The organism is Streptomyces canus, assembly GCF_041435015.1.
Lineage (GTDB): Bacteria > Actinomycetota > Actinomycetes > Streptomycetales > Streptomycetaceae > Streptomyces > Streptomyces canus_G.
Genome location: NZ_CP107989.1, coordinates 8,558,060 through 8,580,422, shown reverse-complemented (window position 1 = coordinate 8,580,422; position 22,363 = coordinate 8,558,060). Strand labels below are relative to the sequence as shown.

At 72.1% G+C, this 22,363-nt stretch carries 19 protein-coding genes and 1 pseudogene; 10 read left to right on the top strand and 10 right to left on the bottom strand.

All coding sequences use genetic code 11. The features are described 5' to 3' along the window. The first annotated feature begins 142 nt into the window (after positions 1 to 142). Positions 143 to 973: an alpha/beta fold hydrolase gene (locus OG841_RS39190; protein WP_371569068.1), complete on the top strand. Its 831-nt coding sequence runs from the start codon at positions 143 to 145 to the stop codon at positions 971 to 973. A gap of 525 nt (positions 974 to 1,498) precedes the next feature. On the opposite strand, the pseudogene OG841_RS48675 reads toward OG841_RS39190, so the two are convergent. Further along, positions 1,499 to 1,852, bottom strand: a pseudogene (locus OG841_RS48675) (EamA family transporter); the annotation flags it as partial. Positions 1,853 to 1,899: 47 nt separating this feature from the next. Here OG841_RS48675 and pdxR point away from each other — a divergent pair. The 3 genes from pdxR (at position 1,900) to OG841_RS39170 (ending at position 6,641) form a co-directional block, all read left to right on the top strand. Then, positions 1,900 to 3,357 carry a MocR-like pyridoxine biosynthesis transcription factor PdxR gene (gene pdxR, locus OG841_RS39180; RefSeq protein WP_328637063.1) on the top strand — a complete coding sequence of 486 codons (1,458 nt, stop codon included), beginning with the start codon at positions 1,900 to 1,902 and terminating at the stop codon, positions 3,355 to 3,357. A gap of 132 nt (positions 3,358 to 3,489) precedes the next feature. Further along, positions 3,490 to 5,076, top strand: coding sequence for an alkaline phosphatase D family protein (locus tag OG841_RS39175; RefSeq protein ID WP_371569065.1), 1,587 nt, complete (start codon positions 3,490 to 3,492; stop codon positions 5,074 to 5,076). Positions 5,077 to 5,246: 170 nt separating this feature from the next. After that, complete coding sequence (locus OG841_RS39170; protein WP_371569062.1) at positions 5,247 to 6,641, top strand: GNAT family N-acetyltransferase; 1,395 nt, start codon at positions 5,247 to 5,249, stop codon at positions 6,639 to 6,641. On the opposite strand, the gene OG841_RS39165 is transcribed toward OG841_RS39170, so the two are convergent. Next, positions 6,619 to 7,797 (bottom strand): trans-sulfuration enzyme family protein, encoded by a 1,179-nt coding sequence (locus OG841_RS39165; RefSeq protein WP_365121142.1) that lies wholly within the window; start codon positions 7,795 to 7,797, stop codon positions 6,619 to 6,621. The genes OG841_RS39170 and OG841_RS39165 overlap by 23 nt on opposite strands. A 60-nt stretch (positions 7,798 to 7,857) precedes the next feature. Between OG841_RS39165 and OG841_RS39160 the strand changes: the two genes are divergently transcribed. Beyond that, the gene (locus OG841_RS39160; protein ID WP_328637067.1) at positions 7,858 to 8,352 is read left to right on the top strand and encodes an Lrp/AsnC family transcriptional regulator; all 495 of its coding nucleotides are present in this window, start codon (positions 7,858 to 7,860) and stop codon (positions 8,350 to 8,352) included. 33 nt (positions 8,353 to 8,385) lie between these two features. Continuing rightward, positions 8,386 to 10,077, top strand: coding sequence for a DUF885 domain-containing protein (locus OG841_RS39155; RefSeq protein WP_328637068.1), 1,692 nt, complete (start codon positions 8,386 to 8,388; stop codon positions 10,075 to 10,077). Between the two features lie 93 nt (positions 10,078 to 10,170). Here the strand turns inward: OG841_RS39155 and OG841_RS39150 are convergent, their stop codons facing one another. Both OG841_RS39150 and OG841_RS39145 read right to left on the bottom strand, forming a co-directional pair. Next, entirely contained in the window at positions 10,171 to 10,686 is a 516-nt protein-coding gene (locus tag OG841_RS39150) for an immunity 21 family protein (protein WP_328637069.1), read from the bottom strand. Between the two features lie 71 nt (positions 10,687 to 10,757). Next, positions 10,758 to 11,243 carry a rhodanese-like domain-containing protein gene (locus OG841_RS39145; RefSeq protein WP_365121137.1) on the bottom strand — a complete coding sequence of 162 codons (486 nt, stop codon included), beginning with the start codon at positions 11,241 to 11,243 and terminating at the stop codon, positions 10,758 to 10,760. A gap of 94 nt (positions 11,244 to 11,337) precedes the next feature. On the opposite strand from OG841_RS39145, the gene OG841_RS39140 reads away from it, so the two are divergent. After that, positions 11,338 to 11,784 carry an Lrp/AsnC family transcriptional regulator gene (locus OG841_RS39140; protein ID WP_328637071.1) on the top strand — a complete coding sequence of 149 codons (447 nt, stop codon included), beginning with the start codon at positions 11,338 to 11,340 and terminating at the stop codon, positions 11,782 to 11,784. Positions 11,785 to 11,786: 2 nt separating this feature from the next. Here OG841_RS39140 and OG841_RS39135 read toward each other — a convergent pair whose 3' ends face one another. The 5 genes from OG841_RS39135 to OG841_RS39115 all read right to left on the bottom strand — a co-directional run bounded on the left by OG841_RS39135 (position 11,787) and on the right by OG841_RS39115 (position 18,297). After that, complete coding sequence (locus OG841_RS39135; protein WP_328637072.1) at positions 11,787 to 14,780, bottom strand: SMC family ATPase; 2,994 nt, start codon at positions 14,778 to 14,780, stop codon at positions 11,787 to 11,789. Then, entirely contained in the window at positions 14,777 to 15,940 is a 1,164-nt protein-coding gene (locus tag OG841_RS39130) for an exonuclease SbcCD subunit D (RefSeq protein ID WP_365121133.1), read from the bottom strand. The genes OG841_RS39135 and OG841_RS39130 overlap by 4 nt, the downstream gene beginning before the upstream one ends. 430 nt (positions 15,941 to 16,370) lie before the next feature. Beyond that, positions 16,371 to 16,997 (bottom strand): YigZ family protein, encoded by a 627-nt coding sequence (locus OG841_RS39125; protein WP_365121130.1) that lies wholly within the window; start codon positions 16,995 to 16,997, stop codon positions 16,371 to 16,373. 44 nt (positions 16,998 to 17,041) lie between these two features. Further along, positions 17,042 to 17,584 (bottom strand): SixA phosphatase family protein, encoded by a 543-nt coding sequence (locus OG841_RS39120; RefSeq protein ID WP_328637075.1) that lies wholly within the window; start codon positions 17,582 to 17,584, stop codon positions 17,042 to 17,044. Next, positions 17,581 to 18,297, bottom strand: coding sequence for a hypothetical protein (locus OG841_RS39115; RefSeq protein ID WP_328637076.1), 717 nt, complete (start codon positions 18,295 to 18,297; stop codon positions 17,581 to 17,583). The genes OG841_RS39120 and OG841_RS39115 overlap by 4 nt, the downstream gene beginning before the upstream one ends. Before the next feature lie 195 nt (positions 18,298 to 18,492). Between OG841_RS39115 and OG841_RS39110 the strand changes: the two genes are divergently transcribed. The 3 genes from OG841_RS39110 (at position 18,493) to OG841_RS39100 (ending at position 21,994) form a co-directional block, all read left to right on the top strand. Continuing rightward, positions 18,493 to 18,900 (top strand): CoA-binding protein, encoded by a 408-nt coding sequence (locus tag OG841_RS39110; RefSeq protein ID WP_328637077.1) that lies wholly within the window; start codon positions 18,493 to 18,495, stop codon positions 18,898 to 18,900. A gap of 151 nt (positions 18,901 to 19,051) precedes the next feature. Beyond that, positions 19,052 to 20,689 carry an APC family permease gene (locus OG841_RS39105; RefSeq protein WP_328637078.1) on the top strand — a complete coding sequence of 546 codons (1,638 nt, stop codon included), beginning with the start codon at positions 19,052 to 19,054 and terminating at the stop codon, positions 20,687 to 20,689. Positions 20,690 to 20,776: 87 nt separating this feature from the next. Continuing rightward, the gene (locus tag OG841_RS39100) at positions 20,777 to 21,994 is read left to right on the top strand and encodes a 4-hydroxybenzoate 3-monooxygenase (protein WP_328637079.1); all 1,218 of its coding nucleotides are present in this window, start codon (positions 20,777 to 20,779) and stop codon (positions 21,992 to 21,994) included. Positions 21,995 to 21,998: 4 nt separating this feature from the next. Here OG841_RS39100 and OG841_RS39095 read toward each other — a convergent pair whose 3' ends face one another. Next, positions 21,999 to 22,358: an ArsR/SmtB family transcription factor gene (locus OG841_RS39095; protein ID WP_371569049.1), complete on the bottom strand. Its 360-nt coding sequence runs from the start codon at positions 22,356 to 22,358 to the stop codon at positions 21,999 to 22,001. Positions 22,359 to 22,363 lie beyond the last annotated feature (5 nt).

The following is a 22,363-nucleotide window of genomic DNA, read 5'->3' as shown; positions in this document are numbered from 1 at the left end:
TTCGTGTCCAGGCGATATGGCCGGGCGGCGGGTCCCTGGGGATCCGAGGGGTCTACCCGCCAGTAGCAATTGCTGACAAGCTGTCTACAGCGCGTCCGCCGTGCGCCTGCCTCAGCCCGTGAGTCGCCGTCAAGGAGCCCTCATGTCCACCACCGTCTCCTTCAAAGTCCCCTCCGCCGAGGGGCCGCAGCCCGTGACCGTCTCCTACGCGCGCGTGGGCCGCGGTGAGCCGCTGCTCCTGCTGCACGGCATAGGTCACCACCGGCAGGCCTGGGACCCGGTGGTGGACATCCTGGCGACCGAGCGCGACGTGATCGCCGTGGACCTGCCCGGGTTCGGCGCGTCGCCGGGGCTGCCCGAGGGGCTGTCGTACGACCTGGCCACCACGACGTCCGTGTTCGGGGCGTTCTGCGAGGCCCTGGAGCTGGACCGCCCGCACGTGGCGGGCAACTCCCTCGGCGGTCTGCTGGCCCTGGAACTCGGTCGCGAGCAGCTCGTACGGTCCGTCACCGCGCTGTCTCCCGCCGGGTTCTGGTCGCCGGCCGAGCGGCGCTACGCGTTCGGGGTACTGCTCGCGATGCGGCACATCTCCCGGCGGCTGCCACTGCCGCTGGTCGAGCGGCTGTCGCGCAGTGCGGCCGGCCGTACGATCCTCACGAGCACCATCTATGCGCGCCCGGGTCTGCGTTCACCCGAGGCCGTGGTCGCCGAGACGCTCGCCCTGGCGCAGGCCACGGGGTTCGACGCGACCCTCAGGGCCGGTACCGCCGTCCAGTTCGGCGACGACGTCCCGGGGCTGCCGGTCACGGTGGCCTGGGGCACCAGGGACATGCTGCTCGTGCGTCGGCAGGGGGTGCGGGCCAAGCAGATCATTCCCCGGGCCCGGCTCGTGCGGCTGCCCGGCTGCGGCCACTGCCCGATGAACGACGACCCCGCTCTGGTCGCGCGCGTCATCCTCGACGGCAGCCGCTGAGTCCTTCCGCCGCCGGCTCAACGCCCCTGATCCGAAGGCGACTCCGGCGCCGACCAAGGCACTGCCCACGGCCTGGGCCGCACCGTAGGAACCCGTTCCGACAAGGGGCGCGGTACCGGCGGCCGCGACCGGGATGAGCCCGGAGAACAGCGTGGCGCGCTCCGCGCCGATCCGCTGCATGCCCATGTACCAGCACACGAACCCGACGACGGTGACGACCGCCGCCTGCCACAGCAGCGCGGCGGCCTCGGCGGTGTCGGGGCGGCGCAGCCACGCGGTGCCGTCCAGGAACGGTCCGACCACCGCGGCCTCGACGGCGGCGACCGCGCAGACGGTGGCGGACAACAACCGTGGTCCCAGGGGCCGCAGCACGGGTACGGCGAGCACCGCGAAACCGACCTCACCGGCCAGCGCGCCCACGGAGAAAGCGATGCCCGTCCCGTCCGTACGGCCCCAGCCCTGTACGGCGAAGGCGCCGAGGGCGACGAGCAACGCGCCCCGCAGGACGCGGGCTCGGGGTCGGCGTCCGTCGAGCAGCGGCACGAGAACGGCCACCAGCACGGGGGCGCAGCCCACGAAGACGCCCGGGACGGCCGGTTCCGCGGTGCGTTCGGCGGCGATGACGGAGAGGTTGAAGCCGACCATGCCCACGGCGGCGAGAAGCGCGAGACGGGTCCACTGACGGAACCCGAGTGCCCGCAACCGTGACGCGGCGCCCCTCGCGGCCGACGGAACGAGCAACAGCGCGGCGAGGCCGTAGCGCAGGAACTGGCCGCCCGCGTAGGGGTAGTCGCCGAGCAGGCTGTTGGCGGTGAAGGAGGCTCCGACGAGGACGCAGGCGAGCGTGGCGAGGAAGTATCCGCGCGTGGTGGTGTTCATGGCAGTGACGCTAGGAAGCGTGGTGGTCCGGTTTAAGGTCCATTCCCATGACGTCATCGCGGACCAATCCGGAGGGGAAGCCGGACGTTCCGGAATCCGCCGCGTCGCCTGCCTGGGAGCTGCTGCTGCCCGCCGTCTCCGCGCCGGCACGCACGCGTGGCCGTTCCCTGCAGGCGGCGCTGCGGGAGGCGGTGCGGACCGGACGGCTCATGCCGGGGACGCGGCTGCCGTCGAGCCGGGATCTGGCGGCCGACCTCGGTGTGTCGCGTGGGCTGGTCACCGAGGCGTACGAGCAGCTGACGGCGGAGGGTTATCTGCGCAGCGGCCGGGGTGCGGGCACCTGGGTCGGCGGTGCCGTGCGGGCCGCTCACCCACGCGCGCGTGACCTGGCCCCGCGGTCTCGGGGCAGCCGCGCGGACTTCGTGGCCGGGACGCCCGACCTGTCGTTGTTCCCCCGCACCGCCTGGGCCACGGCACACCGCGGTGTGCTGGCGGAACTGCCGCACCAGGACCTCGGTTATCCCGACCCGCGCGGGCTGCCCCGGCTGCGCGCCGCCTTGGCCGAGCTGCTGGCCCGCCGCAGGGGTGTGGTCGCGGACCCGGAGCGGATCGTGGTCGTCTCCGGCGTGGCGCAGGCGACGACGCTGCTCGGATTCGCGCTCCATGCGCGCGGGTTGCCGACCGTCGGCGTGGAGGATCCCGGCAGCCCGCAGCACGACGCCCTGTACGCGGCGGCCGGCGTCGCCATCGTTCCCATACCGCTGGACGAGGACGGAATCTCCCTCGGTCCCCTGTACGACTCGGGCGTGCGTGCCGTGGTCACGACGCCCTCGCACCAGTTCCCGACCGGCATCGCCTACTCCGCGCGGCGCCGTGCGGAACTGCTCGACTGGGCGCGTTCCGTCGACGGCTTCGTCCTGGAGGACGACTACGACGGCGACTTCCGCTATGACCGGGCCCCCGTCGGCGCGCTCCAGGGGCTCGACCCGGATCGGGTGGCCTACGCGGGATCGGTCAGCAAGTCCCTGGCTCCCGGACTGCGGCTCGGCTGGCTGCTGGTGCCGGAAGCGCTGGCCGACGAGGTCGTCGAACGGAAGCGGACCATGGACCTCGGTCATCCCACACTCGACCAGGCGCTGTTCGCCCGGTTCGTGGAGCGCGGCGACTACGACCGCCAACTGCGCCGCTGCCAGCGCGCCTACCGGGAGCGGCGTGACGCGCTGGTCTCCGCGCTGGACGAGCACCTCCCCGGCACGGAGGTGTCCGGGATCGCCGCCGGGCTGCACGTCATCGCCACGCTGCCGCAGCGGTACGGCCCCCAGGAGAGGTTCCTCGCGCGCCTGGCGGCGGCCGGTGTGACCGTCCGCCCGCTGACGGACTACGCACACGCGCGTGCCGAGCCCGACGAGAAGCGGGGCGTGCGGCTGGTCCTCGGCTACGCACACCTGCCTGAGACCCGGATCCGGGACGGCGTACGCCTGATGGCCGAGGCCGCCCGCGGCTGACCCACGCCATTTCGCACACGGGTTCCCTTGTTCCCGCGGCCAGTTGTTCATCTGTGGTTTGCGTGTGCGCTGCGGTGCCCCAGTAGTTCTGGCATCGCACACCGGCCGGATCCCGTCCTTGGAGGCGCATCCATGTCACACCGTCCGTTCCCCGGCCGCCGCAGCGTGCTGCGCGGCTCCCTGGCCGCATCGGCCGCCCTCACCCTGCCGACGGTCTCCGGAGCCGCACCGGCCTTCGCGCTCTCCGGGCGCCCCGGGGCGGGCTGGGGGGTGCAGACGGGAGACGTGACCTCCGACTCCGGCCTGGTGTGGGTGCGTTCCGACCGTCCGGCCCGGATGATCGTGGAGACGTCGGCGACCGAGTCGTTCCGCAACCCCCGCAGATGGCACGGCCCGCTGCTCGGCGCGGACACCGACTTCACCGGTACGACCCGGCTGCGCGGTCTGCCGTCGGGCGAGCAGATCCACTACCGCGTGCTGCTGGCCGACCCGGACGACCCGCGCCGCACCGGCGAGCCGGTCGCCGGCACCTTCCGCACGGTGTCCCACAAACGCCGTGACGGGGTGCGGTTCCTGTGGTCCGGCGACCTCGCCGGGCAGGGCTGGGGCATCAACCCGGACTTCGGCGGCTACACGATCTACCGGGCGATGGCCCAGCTCGACCCGGACTTCTTCCTGTGCAGCGGCGACAACATCTACGCCGACGGCCCGATCGCGGCGACCGCCGCCCTGCCCGACGGCAGCACCTGGCGGAACATCACCACCGAGGAGAAGTCCAAGGTCGCCGAGACCCTGGCCGAGTTCCGCGGCAACTTCCGCTACAACCTGCTCGACCACAACCTCCGGGCCTTCAACGCCCAGGTGCCGTCCGTCATTCAGTGGGACGACCACGAGGTGCGCAACAACTGGTACCCGGGCCAGACGATCCTCGACTCCGACGCCCGCTACACCGAGAAGAGCGTCGACGTGCTCGCGGGCCGAGCCCGGCGCGCGTTCAGCGAGTACTTCCCGATCTCCACGCTGCGGCCGGGTGCGCGGGACGGCCGGGTGTACCGGGTGCTGCCCCAGGGTCCGCTGCTCGACGTGTTCGTGCTGGACATGCGGACCTACCGCAACGCCAACTCGCCCGACGACCAGACCGTGGACCCGCAGGGCATCCTCGGCCGGGAGCAGTTGGAATGGCTCAAGCGGGAGCTGTCGCGCTCGAGGGCGGTGTGGAAGGTGATCGCCTCCGACATGCCGCTCGGCCTGGTCGTGCCCGACACCACGGAGGGCAGGGCGAACATCGAGGCGGTGGCGCAGGGCGACCCGGGCGCCCCGCTCGGACGTGAGCTGCAGATCGCCGAGCTGCTGCGGTACATCAAGCACCGGCGGATCACCGGCACGGTATGGCTGACCGCCGACGTGCACCACACCTCGGCCCAGCACTACCAGCCGTCGCGGGCCGCGTTCACCGACTTCGAGCCGTTCTGGGAGTTCGTCTCGGGTCCGCTGAACGCGGGTGCCTTCCCGGCCAGCGCGCTCGACGGCACCTTCGGCCCCGAGCGGGTGTTCGTGAAGGCACCGACCGCCTCGAACGTCTCCCCCGCGGGCGGCTACCAGTTCTTCGGCGAGGTCGACATCGACGGCCACAGCGGTGAGCTGACGGTGCGTCTGCGCGAGCAGGACGGCACGGTGCTGTTCACGCAGGCGCTCCAGCCGGGTCGGGTGGGCCAGTGACTTCTCGGCAACGTCACTCACGCCCGAACAGTTGAAAAAGGCACAAAAGCACAGAACCGCGCTTTACCGATCAGTCACAATGCGTTCGTGATCACGCAACACCGTTCCTCCACAGTGGCTGCATGACTCGAGACATGTCTGATGTGACCCGTGCGAAACACGGTCGCCCCGTGCACCACTGGCGGCGCGACCTGATCGAACTCGCGGCCCTGTTCACGGCCGTCGCGGTGGTCGACACCGTCGCGAACCTGATCGGGCACGGCCCCGACGGTGCCGCGCTGCTGGTGATCTCGGCGGTGACCCTGGCCGCCACCGCCGGATTCCACACATGGTGGGCACGCCGCCACGGTCACGCACCCCCGACGGGTGATACCGGCACCCGGCCGCTGCCCCAGGGGGAGCAGGCCGGGCCGTCCGACCAGCCGTCGCGCACCTCGGACCCCGTGGCCGCGGAGAGCACGCTGTGGCGGATGCGCACCACGGTGAAGGACGAACCGGGTTCGCTGGCCGCCCTCTGCACGGCCCTCGCCGCGCACCGGGTGGACATCCTCAGCCTGCAGACCCACCCACTGGCCGAGGGCACGGTCGACGAGTTCCTGCTGCGTGCCCCCGGTGCGCTGGAGGGCTCCGAGATCACCCGGGCCGTCGCGCTGGCCGGCGGCTCCGACACCTGGATCGAGCGGGCCGACACGCACGACCTGGTGGACGCCCCGACCCGGGTGCTGGGCCTCGCCACCCGGACCGCCCTGGACGCGGCGGAACTGCCGCTGGCGTTGCGGCAGTTGCTGGGCCGGTGCACGATCCGGTCCTTGCCGGCCGTTCCGGTGGGAGGCGGTCGCGGTTCGGAGAGTGTGCCCGTGGAAGGAGCTCTGGAGGACACCGTGATGCGGTTGCGGGCACCGGAAGGCGGAGTGATCACCGTGGAACGGCCGTATCTGCCGTTCACGCCGACGGAGTTCGCCCGGGCCCGGGCCCTGGTCGAGCTGGACGCCCGGCTGGGTCCGCGGGTGCCGCGCAGCCAGGACGCACTGACGCTGCCGGAAGGCCACGACATCACCGTGCGCCGGGCCGACACCGAGGACCTGGAGGCCGCGGTGGCGATGCACGAGCGGTGCTCGCCGCGGACGTTGACCATGCGCTACCACGGGCCCGTCGGTGACGCCGACCGCTATCTCAACCACCTGCTCAGTCCCCGGTTCGGCCGCACCCTGGCCGTACAGACCGCTTCGGGTCGGATCGTGGGGCTCGGGCATCTGCTGTGGGACGGTGACGAGACCGAGGTGGCGCTGCTCGTCGAGGACGCGTGGCAGCGGCGTGGGATCGGCGCGGAGTTGCTGGAGCGGCTGGTGGCGCTGGCTGTCGAGGCCGGGTGCGAGAGCGTGTACGCCGTGACCCAGTCCTCCAACACGGGGATGGTCGCCGCGATGCGGGGGCTGGGGCTCCCCCTCGACTATCAGATCGAGGAGGGGACCCTGGTGATCACCGCGCGTATCGCTCCTCAGGGAGAGCCCGAACCTGCTGTGGGAGTCGCGGAGCCGCAGGTCAATACAGGCCCGCGGCCCTGACGGAGCACTCCAGCGCCGCGTCCAGATCCGTCCACAGGTCCTCCACGTCCTCCAGGCCCACCGACAGACGGAGCAATCGGTCACTCACGCCCGCACCCCTGCGGTCCTCCGCGTCCACGATGCGGTGGCTGATCGACGCCGGGTGCTGGATGAGGGTGTCCACACTGCCCAGGCTCACCGCAGGGGTGATCAGGCGGACCCGCTCGATCACCCCGTGCGGGTCGCCGTCGACCTCGAAGGCGATCATCGCGCCGCCGATGCGCGGGTAGTGGACACGGGTGACACGGGGATCGGCTGCCAGGCGGCGGGCGAGTTCGGCGGCGCTCGCGGAGGCCGCCCGCACCCGTACGGGAAGAGTCGCGAGGCCTCGCAGCAGCAGGTAGCCGGCGAGGGGGTGCAGGACGCCGCCCGTCGCGAAGCGAACCTGCCGCAGGTGCCCGGCGAACCCCTCGTCACAGGCCACCACGCCCGCCATCACGTCCCCGTGGCCGCCGAGGTACTTGGTGGCACTGTGCAGCACCAGGCGGGCGCCGTGTTCCGCGGGGCGCTGGAGCACGGGTGTGGCGAAGGTGTTGTCCGCGAGGAGGGGCACGGAGCCGCAGGAGTGGGCCAGGGCCCGCAGGTCGATCTCGGCGAGGGTGGGGTTGGCCGGGGTTTCGACCAGGACCAGGCCCGTGTCCGGGCGCAGCGCGTCGGCGACCCCCGCCGGGTCGGTCCAGGTGACCTCCGTGCCGAGAAGTCCCGCGGTCAGGAGGTGGTCGCTGCATCCGTACAGGGGGCGTACGGCGACGACGTGGCGCAGGCCCAGGGAGGCCCGTACGAGAAGGACGGCCGTGAGCGCGGCCATGCCGCTGGCGAAGGCGACCGCGGACTCGGTCCCCTCCAGCCGGGCCAGGGCGGTCTCGAAGCGGGCGACGGTGGGGTTGCCGAGGCGCCCGTACACGGGCGGGCCGTCCGGCTCGGCTCCGGTCGCCGCGAAGGCGTCGATGCGGGCGGCCTCGCCGCGGCTGTCGTAGGACGGGTAGGTCGTCGACAGATCGATGGGCGGGGCGTGCAGGCCCTGCCGGGCGAGGTCGTCGCGGCCGGCGTGGACGGCCTCGGTGGCCAGTGCTCTGAGCGGCGTACGAGAGGCGGTGGCGATGCGCGCTGAGTCCATGCCCGCAAGAGTGAACACCGACCGGCGTTCTCGCGCCGAAGCCCGTGCTACGTTCGGCCAATGGCCGAATCTGTCGTACTGGACCCGGTGGACCTGCATCTGCTGCGGCTGTTGCAGAACGACGCCCGGACCACCTACCGCGACCTCGCCGCGCAGGTCGGTGTCGCGCCGTCGACCTGTCTGGACCGGGTGACCCGGCTGCGCCGCTCGGGCGTCATCCTCGGTCATCAGCTGCGGCTGGATCCGGGGAAGCTGGGCCGGGGCCTGGAGGCGCTGCTGTCGGTGCAGGTCAGGCCGCATCGGCGGGAGCTGGTGGGGCCGTTCGTGGAGCGCATCAGGGCGCTGCCGGAGTCGCGGACCGTCTTCCATCTGACCGGCCCCGACGACTACCTCGTGCACGTGGCCGTGGCGGACATGACGGATCTGCAGCGGATGGTGCTGGACGAGTTCACGTCCCGGCGCGAGGTGGCCCGGGTGGAGACCCGGTTGATCTTCCAGCAGTGGGAGTGCGGACCCCTCCTGCCGCCTGCCACGCCGACAGCGGAATCGGGGTGACTCCCGCGAGGTCCCCGTATGAGGATGGACCGCATGTCTGAGACTCAGAGCCCGCTGCCCCGTCAGGTCGCCGACGCCTACGTCGACGAGCTCATCGCCCTCGATCCGATCACCGGTACCTACCTGGGTGTGAAGGAGAGTTCGAGCAAGCTTCCCGATACCTCGCCGGCGGGACAGGAGGCGCTCGCGGAGCTCCAGCGGGCCACGCTCGCGAAGCTCGACGAGGCCGAGCGGCGGTCCGGCGCGGACAGTGACATCGAGCGCCGGTGCGGTCGGCTGTTGCGGGAGCGCCTGACGGCCGAACTCGCCGTGCACGAGGCGGACGAGGGGCTGCGCGCGGTCGGCAACATGGCCACGCCCGCCCACTCGATCCGCGAGGTCTTCACCGTCACCCCGACGGAGACGGAGCAGGACTGGGCGGCGATCGCGGAGCGGCTGCGGGAGGTACCGACCGCGTACGCGGGTTACCGCGAGTCCCTCGCGCTCGGTCTGGAGCGCAAGCTGTACGCGGCGCCGCGTCCGACCGCCACCTTCGTCGAGCAGCTCACCGAGTGGGCGGACACCGACGGCAACGGCCGTGGCTGGTTCGAGGACTTCGTCTCGGCGGGCCCCGAGGCGCTGCGCGCGGAGCTGGACGAGGCCGCCCGCGCCGCGACGGCCTCCGTGGTGGAACTGCGCGACTGGATGCGGGACGTGTACACGCCGATGATCGAGGGCGCCTCGAACACGGTGGGCCGGGAGCGGTACGCCCGCTGGGCGCGCTACTTCAACGGCACGGACCTCGACCTGGACGAGGCGTACGCGTACGGCTGGTCCGAGTACCACCGGCTGCTCGCCGAGATGGAGCGGGAGGCCGAGAAGATCCTGCCCGGCGCCGGGACGCCCTGGGTGGCGCTCGCCCACCTCGACGAGCACGGCAAGCACATCGAAGGTGTCGACGAGGTCCGCGACTGGCTCCAGGGCCTGATGGACCAGGCGATCGACTCGCTCGACGGCACCCACTTCGAACTCGCCGAGCGGGTACGGAAGGTGGAGTCCTGCATCGCGCCGCCCGGTGGTGCGGCGGCGCCGTACTACACGCCCCCGTCGGAGGACTTCTCGCGTCCCGGCCGCACCTGGCTGCCGACCATGGGCCAGACCCGTTTCCCGGTCTACGACCTCGTCTCCACCTGGTACCACGAGGGCGTCCCCGGCCATCACCTCCAGCTCGCCCAGTGGGCCCATGTCGCGGAGAACCTCTCCCGCTACCAGGCAGCGGTGGGCGGGGTCAGCGCCAACGCGGAGGGCTGGGCGCTGTACGCGGAGCGGCTGATGGACGAACTGGGCTTCCTCACGGACCCGGAGCAGCGGCTCGGCTATCTCGACGCGCAGATGATGCGGGCCGCCCGCGTCATCGTCGACATCGGCATGCATCTGGAGCTGGAGATCCCGGCGGACTCCCCCTTCCACCCGGGCGAGCGCTGGACCCCCGAGCTGGCGCAGGAGTTCTTCGGTGCGCACAGCAGCCGTCCGGCGGACTTCGTGGAGAGTGAACTGACCCGCTACCTCACGATCCCCGGCCAGGCGATCGGCTACAAGCTGGGCGAGCGGGCCTGGCTGCTGGGCCGGGAGAAGGCCCGCGAACGGCACGGCGACGCCTTCGACCTGAAGGCCTGGCACATGGCGGCGCTGTCGCAGGGCTCGTTGGGACTGGACGACCTGGTGGACGAACTGGCGCGGCTCTGACGCTCCGGATCAGGTGACCGACTCGAACCCATGGTCCAAGTCGGTCACCGGCCGCAGCCGTTCACCCGGCGGCGTCGCGCACGTGAACGGCACTCAGTCCGGGAGCCGGCGCAGCTGGACGAGACCCAGCCAGGTCTCCGGCCCGGGCCGTACGTTGGCGGCGCGTACCGCGTACCGGCCCGGGGCCAGCGAGACCTTCAAGTGGTCGGTGTTCACGGAGTCGTTGCCGGGCCAGGCCGCGTCGAAGAGGACGACCGGGCCGGGTACCGACCAGTTCACCTCGTCCTCCCAGGCGGCCGTGGCGAGGGCGGCGGGGACTTCGGCGAGGAGTTCGTCCTCGGAGTCGGCGGCACACCACCGTACGAAAGTGTCGTGGTCGGGGAGGTAGGAGGTCGAAGCAGGCTCGTCCCCGAGGACCAGAGCGGCGGCGTCGCCGACCGGCAACAGGCCCACAAAGCCGTCCACTTCACAGGCCCGGTCGTAGTCGGAGGCCGTCTCGTCGCCGTCGGCGCCCGCCCAGAACGGCAGCACCGTCTCCGGAACCACTATGAGCGGGCCGCCGCCCGACTCGACCCACTCCACCGCGCCCGGCTCCGCGTATCGCACCATGCGCCAGAACCTACACGCACAGGAACCTCAGGGTTGCACCTGCACAGGAACCGCACCGGAATCCCCGGGGCTCAGCAACCGCAGTCCTCCGAGCCGGACGGGGCGGTCAACGGGTCCGCGGCGCGGCGCTCGCGGCCCTCCCAGGTCTCGAACTCGAAGCCCTCGCGCACCCAGTACTCGAAGCCGCCGAGCATCTCCTTGACCTGGAAGCCGAGTTCGGCGAGAGCCGACGCGGCGCGGGTGGCACCGTTGCAGCCCGGGCCCCAGCAGTACGTCACGACGGGCACGGACCTGTCGAGGAGTTGTCCGGCCTGCTCGGGGATGAGCGCGGTGGGCAGATGGACCGCACCCGGGACATGGCCCTGGTCCCAGGCGGCGGTGGAGCGGGAGTCGAGGACGACGAAGCCGGGGTCGCCGTCGGCGGCGAGCGCGGCGCCGACGTCGGACACGTCGGCGTGGAAGACGAGACTGGCACGGAAGTAGGCGGCGGCCTCGGCCGGGGTGGCGGGGGCGACGCGCAGAACGGCGTTCGGGGTGAGTGCGTCGGTTGTCGTCATGGCCAGAAATCTACGGTCGGCGATCAACGACCAGAAGGGAGATTCCACGGCGCGGGCCTTGCTCGGCCCGGGATATCCCTGCTATTTCTCGGGCATGACCGCGTATTCCCCGGACGCCACCGACTGGCGCATCCTAGAAGTCCTCCAGCGGGAGGGCCGGGCGAGTTATGCCGAACTCGCCCGGGCCGTGTCGATGTCCGCGAGCGCGGTCACCGAGCGGGTGCGGCGGCTGGAGGAGGCAGGGGTCATCCAGGGGTACGCCGCGGTCGTCGACCCCGACCGGCTGGGCCTGCCGATCCTGGCGTTCGTCCGCCTTCGGTACCCCAACGGCAACTACAAGCCCTTCCACGACCTGGTCGCCGTGACGCCCGAGATCCTGGAGGCGCACCACGTGACCGGCGACGACTGCTTCGTCATCAAGGTGGCCGCCCGCTCGATGCGTCACCTGGAGGAGGTGTCGGGCAAGATCGGCACGCTGGGCTCGGTGACCACGAGCGTCGTCTACTCCTCCCCGCTCCCCCGGCGGCCCCTGGGGCGCTGACCTCAGCCTCCGCCCCGCTGTGTCAGCACCGACCCCGAGCGCCCCTTCACGACCTCCAGCTGGGCGTGGATCCGCCGGCGCAGGTCGGCCACATGGCTCACGATGCCCACGCTGCGGTCGCGCTCCCGCAGTGAGTCCAGGACGTCGAGGACCTCGTCCAGGGTCTGGTCGTCGAGGCTGCCGAAGCCCTCGTCGATGAAGAGGGTGTCGAGCCGGACCCCGCCGGCCTCGTCGGTGACGACGTCCGCGAGGCCGAGGGCCAGCGCGAGGGAGGCGAAGAAGGTCTCCCCGCCCGACAGGGTCGCTGTGTCCCGCTCGCGTCCGGTCCAGGCGTCGACGACGTGCAGCCCGAGTCCGCTGCGGCCGCGTCCGGTGCGGTCGTCGGAGTGGACGAGGGTGTAGCGGCCGGAGGACATGCGTTGCAGGCGCGCGGTCGCGGCGGCCGCCACCTGCTCCAGGCGGGCCGCGAGCACATAGGCCTCCAGCCGCATCTTGCGTTCGTTGTTCGCGGAGGTGCCCGCGGCGAGCGCGGACAGCCGGGCCACCCGGTCGTACTCCTCGCGCAGCGGCGCCAGCAGCCTGAGGCCGGTGGCCGAGCGGGCGGAGAGCCGGTCGAGTTCGGCGCAGCGCCGGGCGGCCGCGTCGCACGCGGAGGCGGCCTCGCGGACCCGGCGGCCCGCGTCGGCGGCGGCCTGCTCCGCCCGCGCCACGTCGGCGGGCTCCTGCTGGGCGGCGTCGGCGGTGTCGGTCTCGGCGAGTACGGCTCGTACGCCGGCCTCCTCGGCCTGCCAGGCGTCCAGCCGGTGCTGCAGGTCGCGGTGGGCCGTCTCGTCGAGGAGGGCGGCCGCCGCGGCCTGCGGGGTGTCGAAGCCGGCCCGGAAGGCGGCGTCGGCGAGCCGGGCGTCGGCGTCCTTGAGCCGCTGGGCGGTGTCCTCGGCGACGCGCGCGGTGTCGGCGGCGTCGGTGAGCAGTGCGGCCTGCCGCTCCAGCTGGGCGGCGCGGGCGGCCACGCTGTCGGCGGCACCGCGTGCTTCGGTCAACTCCGCTTCCAGGCTGGTGCGTTCCCGGTCCAGGGCGTCCCGGCGGGCGCCGCGGGTCGCGGTGCGTACGACGGCGTCCTGCTGGGCCGACAGACGCTGTTCACGCTCCCGCTCGGCCTGCCGCAGCTGTTCCGTCGCGGTGTGCAGCGCCGAGGCGGCGGTGCGGACCTGGGCGTATTCGCGCTCCAACTCGTCGGCCTGGACGGTGAGTTCCTCGGTGGAGGTGTCCCCGGCCTCGCCCTGGGCGGCAGCCAGGGCCCGCTGGACGAAGGCGAGGCGCCGCTCGGCCTCGGCGCGCTGATCGTCGGCGTGCTGCGAGGTGGCGAGCGCGCGCTCCTCGGTCTCCCGGTCGACGTGTCCGGCGTCCTTGCGAGCGGGGGCGGGGTGCTCGGTGGCGCCGCAGACCGCGCAGGGCTCGCCGGCGGTGAGCTGTGCGGCCAGCTCGGCGGCGATGCCGTTCAGCCGCTGCTCCTTGACGTCCAGCCACTCGGCGCGGGCCTTCAGCGCGCGGTCCGTCGCGTCGATGACCCGCTGCTGGGCATCGTCGGTGTCCCGGGCGAACTGGTCGCGCTGGCGTGCGGCGGCGAGCCGCTTGCGGGCGGGCTCCCGCTGCACGGCCAGCTGTTCGGCGCGGGTGGCCGCCTCCTGGGCGGACTCGACGCCGCGGCGAAGACCCGCGCGGGCCTGCTCCCACCCGGCCAGCCATGCCTCGGCCTCCTGGAGAACCTCCTCGTCGGAGCGCTCCTGGCGGTCCAGGTCGGCGCGCTCCGCGACGAGTTCGGCCAGGCGCTGCTCGGCGCGCCGGGCCGAGTCCAGGCCGCCCAGCTCCTCGGCCGCGCGGCGTGCGGCGGCGGCGAGTCCGGCGGCGCCCGCTCCCGCGAAGGTGTCCGGCAGCAGCCCACGCGCGCGTGCCTCGGCCACGGCCGCCCGGCGGTGCTCCGCCTCCGCCGCCTCCCGCAGCTCCAGCGCGGGCGCCACCGCCTCCGCCTTGCGGGACCGCTCCATCCTGGCCTGCGCCTGGTGGTAGCCGTCGGCGCGCTCCTCGAGCAGCGCTGCCCGCTCGTGCGCCTGGGCGAACCGGCGTTGCAGCCGGTCGACTTCGCGTACGTCGGTCAGGGCCCGCTCGGCGGCGGCCTGGGCGGACTCCGCGGCCCCGAGTCCGCAGTGGGCGATCGTCAGCTGCTCACGGGCGGTGCTGCGGGCCACGGCGGCCGCGCTCAGGACGGCCTCGGCAAGACCCGGCTCACCGGGCGCCAGCTCGGGCAGCTCCATGGCCTCTCCGGCCGCCTGCTGCATGCGGTGCGCGTCGGCCAGCAGCGCGGCATCCCCCTCACGCACCTGCGCCTCGGCGGCACGGCGCCGCTCGGTCAGCCGCTTCTCGACCTCGGCGAACCGATGGGTGTCGAAGAGCCGTCCCAGCAGCTTGCCGCGCGCTTCGGCGTCGGCCCGCAGGAAGCGCGCGAAGTCGCCCTGGGGCAACAGCACGACCTGGCAGAACTGCTCGCGGCTCATGCCGAGCAGCTGGGTGATCTCCTCACCGATCTCCTGGTGGGACCGGCTCAGGTCCTTCCACGCCCCGCCTGCCCCGTCGTACTCGCGCAGCCAGCTCTGCGCCTTGTCGAGCGTCGTACCGGAACCGCGCTTCTTAGGGCGCGCCCACGGCGGCTGCCGGGTGATCTCCAACCGGCGTCCGGCGACGGTGAGTTCGAGGCGGACCTCGGTGCGGGTACTCGCGACGGCGTGATCGCTTCGCAGAGTCATGCCCTGTCCGCTCTGACGGGCTCCCGGGACGGCGCCGTACAGCGCATAGCACACGGCGTCCAGCACCGACGTCTTGCCCGCCCCCGTCGGCCCGTGCAGCAGGAACAGACCCGCCGCCGACAGCTCGTCGAAGTCGACCGTCTGGGAGCCGCCGAACGGCCCGAAGGCCGTGATGTCCAGCCGGTGCAGCCTCACCGCGCCACCTCCCGCACGGTCTCGTCCGCGCGGACGGCGTCGAACGCGTCCCGCAGCACGGTCTGTTCACCCTCGTCGGGCCCGGCGCCGCGCACATGGGCCACGAAGTCCTCGGCGATCTCCTGGTCGCTGCGCCCGGCCAGCCGCCGGGCGTACGACACATCGGGGTCGTCCGGGGTCCGCTCGGGATCGAACACGAGGCTGAGCGTGTGCGGGAAGCGCTCACAGAGCCGGGACATGGGTTCCGCGGGGCGGACCGGGTCGGTGAGAGTCGCCTCGACCCACGCCTCCTCCTGAGGGACGAGCCGCGGGTCGGCGAGGAGTTCCTCCAGCGTCCCCCGGATCCGGGCCAATGCCCGCGGCACCGGGCAGTCGACGCGCACGGCGGTGACCGCGCCCTCGGCATCCAGGTCGACCAGCCACATGCTCTTGCGGTGGTCGGTCTCCGAGAAGGAGTAGGGCAGCGGGGAGCCGGAGTAGCGCACGCGCTCGGTGATGGTCTGGCTGCCGTGCAGATGCCCGAGGGCCGCGTAGTCGACCCCGTCGAAGACCCCGGAGGGCACGGCGGCCACCCCGCCGACGGTGATGTCCCGCTCGCTGTCGCTGGTCTCGCCGCCCGTGACGAAGGCGTGGGCGAGCACGACGGACCGCGTCCCCCGCGCGCGCGTCGCGAGGTCGGCGCGCACACGGTCCATGGCGGCGGCGAGCACCGCCTCGTGGCCCGCCTTCTCCACGCCGAACCCGTCCTTCACCAGGGCGGGTTCGAGATACGGCAGCCCGTAGAAGGCCACGTCACCATGGACATCTGAGAGGACCACGGGCGTCCCGCACGCCGCCGGGTCGGTGCGCAGATGGATGCCGGCGCGACCGATCAGCCCCGCGCCGACACCCAGGCGGCGGGCGGAGTCGTGATTCCCGGAGATCATCACCGTCGGCACGCCGAGGTCGGCGAGCCGGTGCAGGGCGGCGTCGAACAGCTCTACCGCGGCGAGCGGCGGCACCGCGCGGTCGTACACGTCTCCCGACACGACCACCGCGTCCACCCCGTGCTCCCGCACGGTCGTCACGAGGTGACCGATGAACTCGGCCTGGGCCCCGAGCATGTTGACCCGGTGGAACGCCCGGCCGAGATGCCAGTCGGAAGTGTGCAGCAGCCTCATGATCCCCGAGACTAACGGCCGGGTCTGACATCACGGACGGTTACTCCCGTAATCGTCCGCCACCACGCTCTTTGTGCCCACTCGCCGCATTCAAGCCAACTCGCCTGCCTGGGCAAACGCTTGGCAGAACGGCCTTCACGCACCGGCCGGGAAACAGGTTCAGCGACTTCGGGCCGCCCATGTGAAAAGAAGCACCACTGCGACGGCCGTCGCGGCTGCAGGTGTGGCTCTCGTGGTGAAGGGAGCGCTGGAGACGGCGGGGCAGGAGGCGGGCAGGTCCGGCTGGGCCGCCGGTGCGCGCGCGATGGAGCGGATCCGCGCGCGGTCGGCAAGGCCGTGACCATCTACCAGTCGGATCGGCAGATCGGCAGATCGGTAGATCGCCAGATCGGCGAGGAGGGTCTGACGCCGGAGCCCTTGCCCACCTGATTCACGCGTCGCCGTAGGCCTCCCCGCCCAGCTCGAACCCGGCCGTCCCCGCGGTGGCGTCGGCGAGCCACCCCCGGAAGGCGTCCACGTCGGCGTCCGGCAGCCCGATCTCGATGGTGACGGCCTCGCCGTACCGCACGTCCCGCACCTCGCGTCCGGTCGAGCGCAGGTCGTTCTGCACCTTGCCGGCACGCTGGTGGTCGACGGTCACCGTGGCGAGGCGGAACCGGCGGCGGGTGAGGGTGCCCACCGCGTCCAGTGCCTCACCGACGGCGCCCCCGTACGCCCTGATGAGTCCGCCCGCGCCGAGCTTGACGCCGCCGTAGTAGCGGGTGACGACGGCGGCGACGTACCGCATGTCGCGGCGCAGCAGCATCTGGAGCATGGGGACCCCTGCGGTGCCGCCGGGTTCGCCGTCGTCGCTCGCCTTCTGGATCGCGGCGTCGGCGCCGATGACGTAGGCGTAGCAGTTGTGGGTGGCGTCGGCGTGCTCCTTGCGGACGGCCGCGACGAAGTCCTGGGCCTCCTTCTCGGTGGCCGCCGGGGCGAGGGCGCACAGGAAGCGGGAGCGGTTGACCTCGGTCTCGTGCACACCTGGGTGGGCCACTGTGCGGTACGCGTCCTGCATCCGGTCAGCCTAATCCGTCGGCGCGGGCGTCCCGACGGGCGGGCTCATCGCATCCTGCCCCGCGGCACCATCACGGACGTGAGCAGCGCCGTCCCCGGCTCCAGGGCCCGCCAGGACATGCCGTGCCAGCTCAGCACCGCGATCGCCGAGGTCGGGAACTTCACCCGCACCTGGTCCAGCGCGTCGTCGAGGCCGTCCCCGGCCAGCGAGAGGACGAGCTCCTCCAGACCGGGGTTGTGTCCGACCAGGAGCAGCGTCACGACCTGGGGAGGCGTCTCGTGCACGGTCGCCAGCAGCTCCGGTACGTCGGCCCCGTACAGCTCCGGGTCCAGGCGCACCGGCGGTGGGGTGCCCCACTGGGCGGACGCCAGCTCCCAGGTCTGCCTGGCGCGTACGGCGGTGGAGCACAGGGCGAGGTCGGGGAGCAGGTCGGAGGCGGCGAGAGCACGGCCCGCCTCGGGCGCGTCCCGGCGGCCGCGGGGTCCCAGTGGGCGGTCATGGTCGGCGACGCCCTCGGGCCAGGCGGACTTGGCGTGTCTCAGCACGACCAGGCGGCGCAGCGGGCCCGCTCCGGTGCGCGCCGTCATGCCGGGGATCCCAGGTCGCGGGTGAGTTCGAGTCCGAGCAACCGGTCCGCGTGGGCGTACGTCTCGAAGCGGGCGCCCTCCGGCAGGTCCGAGTCCTCGACCCACCGCAGCACCCTCAACACCTCGGGTACGTCCAGGTCGTCCTCCCAGGCGGTACGGAGCCGTCCGCGCACCTTGTCGGGGACGGGCCGTGACGGATGCCGTGCCCAGGCGGAGACGGCCCGGCGCCAGCGTACGAGGGTGTCGTGGGCCTCGCCCAGGATCGCCTCGTCGAGCCGTGCGGGCGTACTCCGGGGCGGGACGAGCAGGGCGAGGCGGACCACGGCGGGGTCGGCGCCCTCCGGAAGGTCCGGCGTCTCGACGGGCGCGACGGCGACCCGTACGCCGTCCGGGGCAGCACCGTCCGCACCCACCACATGGACGACCTGGGACTCGCCCCACCCGGGTCCGACGTCCCGGCGGTCCTCGAAGGGCCGGATGCCCAGGGCGGCGGCGGCCGCGTGCAGCTCCGCCTGTTCGCGATCGCCGGTGAGCAGCGCCCACACGGGCGTGCCGCCGATCTCCAGGGCCCTGGCGAGGAGGTCGGCGACGAGCAGGACTCGGAGGGCGGAGAGGTCGTAGCCCCGTACATGGGCTTCGACTCGGGTCAGGCCCCTGCGGGCGGGGACGGCGTCCACGGGGCGGCCGGTTCGGGCGTCGGTGATGCGCAGCACGGGGCGAGCGTAGGCGGACGGAGGGCTCCGCGCAGGTGACTGACCGGTATTCCGGACACGGGTACGGGATTCAACCAACCGTGCCCGCCTTGGCCGGGCCTCTGACGCTCTCCCCTCTCCGCCGCCCGGAATCAACCGCACCCGACGGCTGTTCCCGCTCAGAACAGTCCTCGCATCCAGAGCAAGGAGCCGAACGTGTACGGCGACTCAGCAATTGTCCGCAGGATCCTCACCGAGCTCGGCGACACCTGGGCGATCGTGGGCCTGTCGTCGAACCAGCGGCGCGCGGCCTACGGGGTCGCCGAGGTGCTCCAGCGCCACGGCAAGCGGATCGTACCGGTCCACCCCAAGGCGGAGACGGTGCACGGCGAGCAGGGGTACGCCTCCCTCTCGGACATTCCCTTCGACGTGGACGTGGTCGACGTGTTCGTGAACAGCGACCTCGCGGGAGCGGTCGCCGACGAGGCCGTGACCAAGGGCGCGAAGGCCGTCTGGTTCCAGTTGGACGTCATCGACGAGGCGGCCTACGACCGGACCCGCGCCGCCGGCCTCGACATGGTCATGGACCGGTGCCCGGCGATCGAGATCCCCCGCCTGCACTGATGTCTTTCCCGAATTCCTGAAACACTCGCAAGGAATTCCCCGCCAAGAAGTCAAATATGCGACAACCGCCTTTAGCCCAAAGGCGGTTGATTCGTAATCTGGGGCCGCCCACACAGCAAATGTGTGTAATTCGTGAGAGGCCCCTTAATTTATGGTAAGCGTCGATTCAGCACCTGAGACAAAGGGAAAGCCGGGCGGCGGCCTGCGGCGGGACGTGGGGCTGATCGGGCTCATGTGGGCCTCGGTGGGGTCCATCATCGGCTCCGGCTGGCTCTACGGCGCCGAAAAGGCGGTCGTCATGGCCGGCCCCGCGGCGATCATCTCGTGGATCATCGGCGCGGTCGCCATTGTCCTGCTGGCCCTGGTGCACGCCGAACTGGGCGGCATGTTCCCGGTGGCGGGCGGTACGGCACGCTATCCGCACTACGCGTTCGGCGGCCTGGCAGGAATGTCCTTCGGCTGGTTCTCGTGGCTCCAGGCGGCGACCGTGGCGCCGATCGAGGTCGAGGCGATGATCGGGTACGCCGGGCACTGGAGTTGGGCGCAAGGCTTCCAGCACGCCGACGGCACACTCACCACCAGTGGTCTCGCGGTCGCCGTGTTTCTCATGGCCGTGTTCGTGGCCGTGAACTTCTTCGGCGTCCGGGTGCTCGCGTTCACCAACAGCGCGGCCACCTGGTGGAAGATAGCGGTGCCACTCATCGCCATCTTCGTCATCGCGGTCGGCAACTTCCATCCGGGCAACTTCACTTCGGAGGGCTTCGCGCCGTTCGGCGCCAAGGGCGTGCTGAGCGCGATCAGTTCCAGCGGCATCATCTTCGCGCTGCTGGGCTTCGAGCAGGCGATCCAGCTCGCCGGCGAGAGCCGTGACCCGAAGCGGGACCTGCCCCGGGCGACCCTCGGCTCGGTCGCGATCGGCGCCGTCATCTACGTCCTGCTCCAACTGGTGTTCATCGCCGCCCTCCCGCACTCCGCCTTCGCCCACGGCTGGGCGAAGCTGAACTTCGAGGGCATCAGCGGGCCCTGGGCCGGCCTTGCGACCCTCGTGGGCCTCGGCTGGCTGAGCGCGGTGCTCTACCTCGACGCGGTGATCTCCCCCGGCGGCACCGGCTTGATCTACACGACCGCGACCTCCCGCGTCTCCTTCGGTCTGGCCAAGAACGGCTACGCGCCGAAGGTGTTCGCCCGCACCGACCGGCGGGGCGTGCCGTGGTTCGGCCTGATCATGTCCTTCGTGACGGGCGTGGTCTGCTTCCTGCCCTTCCCCAGCTGGCAGGAACTGGTCGGCTTCATCACCTCGGCGAGCGTCCTCATGTACGCCGGCGCGCCGCTCGCGTACGGCGTGTTCGCCGAGCGGCTGCCCCACCTGGAGCGCCCGTACCGGCTCCCCGCCGGCAAGGTGATCGCCCCGCTGTCCTTCGTGGTGGCCAACCTGATCATCTACTGGGCGGGTTGGGACACCCTGTGGCGGCTCGGGGTGGCCATCGTCCTCGGATACCTGCTGCTCGGCGTGTACGCCTGGTACGCGGTGGCCGCCGGACTGCCCGACGCGCCCCGGCTCGACTGGAAGGCCGCACAGTGGCTGCCGGTCTACCTGCTGGGTCTCGGTCTGATCTCCTGGCAGGGCGGCTTCGGCGGCCAGGGGCATCTGGGCCTGTGGTGGGACATGCTGGTCGTCACCGCCTTCTCCCTGGTGATCTACTACTGGGCCAAGGCGACCGCCTCCCGACCCGAGGACATCGAGCGGAGCATCGACGAGGTCGTCGTCACCGAGGCGGCCGCGCACTGAGGAAAGCAGTACGGACGGGGCGCCTCCGCGTGTGGCGGCGCCCCGGCACCACTCCCACCCTCCGCAGGGCACCGACATAATGTTCGGGTGACCTCCGCCTCCCCCTCCAACTCCGCTGCCCCACAACGCTTTCCGGTCGTAGTCGTCGGCGCCGGACCCGCCGGACTCACCATCGGCAACATCCTGCGAGCCGCGGGCGTGGACTGCCTCGTGCTGGAGGCGGAGACCCGCGAGTTCATCGAGCAGCGGCCGCGGGCGGGCGTCATCGAGGAGTGGGCCGTACGCGGTCTCCAGCGGCGCGGCCTCGCCGACACCCTGCTGGAGCGCGCCCAGTTGCACACCGAGTGCGAGTTCCGCTTCGCCGGCGAGCGCTTCCGCTTCGCCTACGGCGAGCTGACGGGACAGCACCACTTCGTGTATCCGCAGCCGCTGTTGGTGACGGACCTGGTGCGCGAGTACGCCGACGTCCGGGGCGGCGAGATCCGCTTCGGCGTGCGGGACATCCAGCTGCACGACCTGGAGACGTCCCGGCCGTCGGTGTCGTACACCGATGCCGGCACGGGCGAACGACAGCTGGTCGGTTGCGAGTTCGTGGCGGGCTGCGACGGGGCCCGGGGGGTGACCCGCACCGTCCTCCCCGAGACCACGACCATCGCCCGGCACGACTACGGCATCGGCTGGCTGGCGCTGCTCGCCGAGGCGCCGCCGTCCTCCGACTGCGTCCTGTTCGGCATCCACCCGAGCGGTTTCGCCGGGCACATGGCCCGCAGCCCCGAGGTGACCCGCTACTACCTGGAGTGCCCGCCGGGCGACGACCCCGAGAACTGGTCCCACGACCGCGTCTGGGCCGAACTCCAACAGCGCCTGGGCGCGGACGGCACCCCACCGCTCACCGAGGGCCGGCTGATCGAGAAGCGCGTCCTGGACATGCACAACTACGTGGTCGAGCCCATGACGTTCGGCAGGCTCTTCCTCGCCGGGGACTCCGCCCACCTCACCGCGCCCATAGCGGCGAAGGGCATGAACCTCGCCCTGCACGACGCCTTCCTGCTCGGCGACGCGCTCGTCGCCTACCTCGGCAAGGACGACGGCAGCGGCCTGGACGGCTACTCGGAGGCCTGTCTGCGGCGTGTGTGGGACTACCAGGAGTTCTCGCAGTGGCTCTCCGAGGTCTACCACGGCACGTCGTCGGGCGACGAGTACCGCGCGGGCACCACCTTCGCCCGCCTCCGCCGCCTGTTCACCTCGCCTGCCGCCGCCGCGGCCTTCGCGGAGCAGTACCTCGGTACGGCGGCCACGTACTGACGTCTCAGTCGTGCACCGGCCGGTCGCTGAGACGGTGGTCGGCCACGTTCAGGGCCTCGTCGACGAGGCGGCGCAGGTGTCCGTCACGCAGGGCGTAGATCACCCGGCGCCCCTCTTTGCGCGTGTTCACCAGCCCGGCCAGCCTGAGTCGCGCAAGGTGCTGGCTGACGGCCGGCCGGGCCGCTCCGCACGCCTCCGTGAGGGTCGTGACGTCGGCCTCTCCCCCGGTCAGGGCGTGGAGGAGGGTGAGGCGGGTGCGGTCGCCGAGCAGGGCGAGGATCTCGGCGGCCAGGGCGAACTGTTCCTCGCCGGAGGTGCGCGGGTGCGCATCGTGCGCAGTTGATAGGTGCATGCGTGCGCTCATACGCA

Excerpts from the sequence above, each read along its gene's own strand:
- OG841_RS39175 (WP_371569065.1), top strand. The coding sequence starts at position 3,490 with ATGTCACACCGTCCGTTCCCCGGCCGCCGCAGCGTGCTGCGCGGCTCC.
- OG841_RS39120 (WP_328637075.1), bottom strand. The coding sequence starts at position 17,584 with ATGACGGCGCGCACCGGAGCGGGCCCGCTGCGCCGCCTGGTCGTGCTG.
- OG841_RS39095 (WP_371569049.1), bottom strand. The coding sequence starts at position 22,358 with ATGAGCGCACGCATGCACCTATCAACTGCGCACGATGCGCACCCGCGC.
- OG841_RS39125 (WP_365121130.1), bottom strand. The coding sequence starts at position 16,997 with ATGCAGGACGCGTACCGCACAGTGGCCCACCCAGGTGTGCACGAGACC.
- OG841_RS39105 (WP_328637078.1), top strand. The coding sequence starts at position 19,052 with ATGGTAAGCGTCGATTCAGCACCTGAGACAAAGGGAAAGCCGGGCGGC.
- pdxR (WP_328637063.1), top strand. The coding sequence starts at position 1,900 with ATGACGTCATCGCGGACCAATCCGGAGGGGAAGCCGGACGTTCCGGAA.
- OG841_RS39190 (WP_371569068.1), top strand. The coding sequence starts at position 143 with ATGTCCACCACCGTCTCCTTCAAAGTCCCCTCCGCCGAGGGGCCGCAG.
- OG841_RS39155 (WP_328637068.1), top strand. The coding sequence starts at position 8,386 with ATGTCTGAGACTCAGAGCCCGCTGCCCCGTCAGGTCGCCGACGCCTAC.
- OG841_RS39130 (WP_365121133.1), bottom strand. The coding sequence starts at position 15,940 with ATGAGGCTGCTGCACACTTCCGACTGGCATCTCGGCCGGGCGTTCCAC.
- OG841_RS39140 (WP_328637071.1), top strand. The coding sequence starts at position 11,338 with ATGACCGCGTATTCCCCGGACGCCACCGACTGGCGCATCCTAGAAGTC.
- OG841_RS39160 (WP_328637067.1), top strand. The coding sequence starts at position 7,858 with ATGGCCGAATCTGTCGTACTGGACCCGGTGGACCTGCATCTGCTGCGG.
- OG841_RS39150 (WP_328637069.1), bottom strand. The coding sequence starts at position 10,686 with ATGGTGCGATACGCGGAGCCGGGCGCGGTGGAGTGGGTCGAGTCGGGC.
- OG841_RS39145 (WP_365121137.1), bottom strand. The coding sequence starts at position 11,243 with ATGACGACAACCGACGCACTCACCCCGAACGCCGTTCTGCGCGTCGCC.
- OG841_RS39165 (WP_365121142.1), bottom strand. The coding sequence starts at position 7,797 with ATGGACTCAGCGCGCATCGCCACCGCCTCTCGTACGCCGCTCAGAGCA.